The organism is Streptomyces capoamus (assembly GCF_014654935.1).
GTDB lineage: Bacteria > Actinomycetota > Actinomycetes > Streptomycetales > Streptomycetaceae > Streptomyces > Streptomyces capoamus.
In genome coordinates this window covers 97,287-97,692 of sequence record NZ_BNBF01000015.1, presented here as the reverse complement: position 1 = coordinate 97,692, position 406 = coordinate 97,287, and the positions used below count along the sequence as shown (strand labels likewise).

Annotated in this window: 1 pseudogene; it reads right to left on the bottom strand. The window is 77.6% G+C overall.

Annotated elements, in window-relative coordinates:
* A pseudogene (locus tag IE312_RS41420) lies at nucleotides 1–406 on the bottom strand (SLBB domain-containing protein); the annotation flags it as partial.

Genomic DNA, 406 nt, shown 5'->3' with positions numbered 1-406 from the left:
CGAGTACCGGGCCGACTCCGGGCAGGGTTTCCAGCTGGTCCTGGGTGGCCGTGGTGAGGGAGACCGGAGCCGTCGGGCCGGTGCCGGTGGTCCCGGGGAGCGGTCCGGCTGGCGGGCCGGGCCGGCCGGGGGCCCCGGCGGGGATGCCGACGACGACCTGCTCGCCGTCGACCAGGAAGCGGGCCCGGTTGAGTCCTTCCGTGCTGACGCCGGGCCGGACTCCGCCCGCCGCCCGCAGCGCGTCGGCCACCCGGGCACCGGCCGGCAGCCGCCGGATCCCCGGTTCGCGGACCTTGCCGCTGACGTCCACGACGATCTCCGCGCCGGGTGCCGCCGATGTGCTCGCGCTCGCTCCGGCCGACCCTTCGCCGCCGCTCTTCTGCGCGAACGGTGGCTGGCTGTGCAC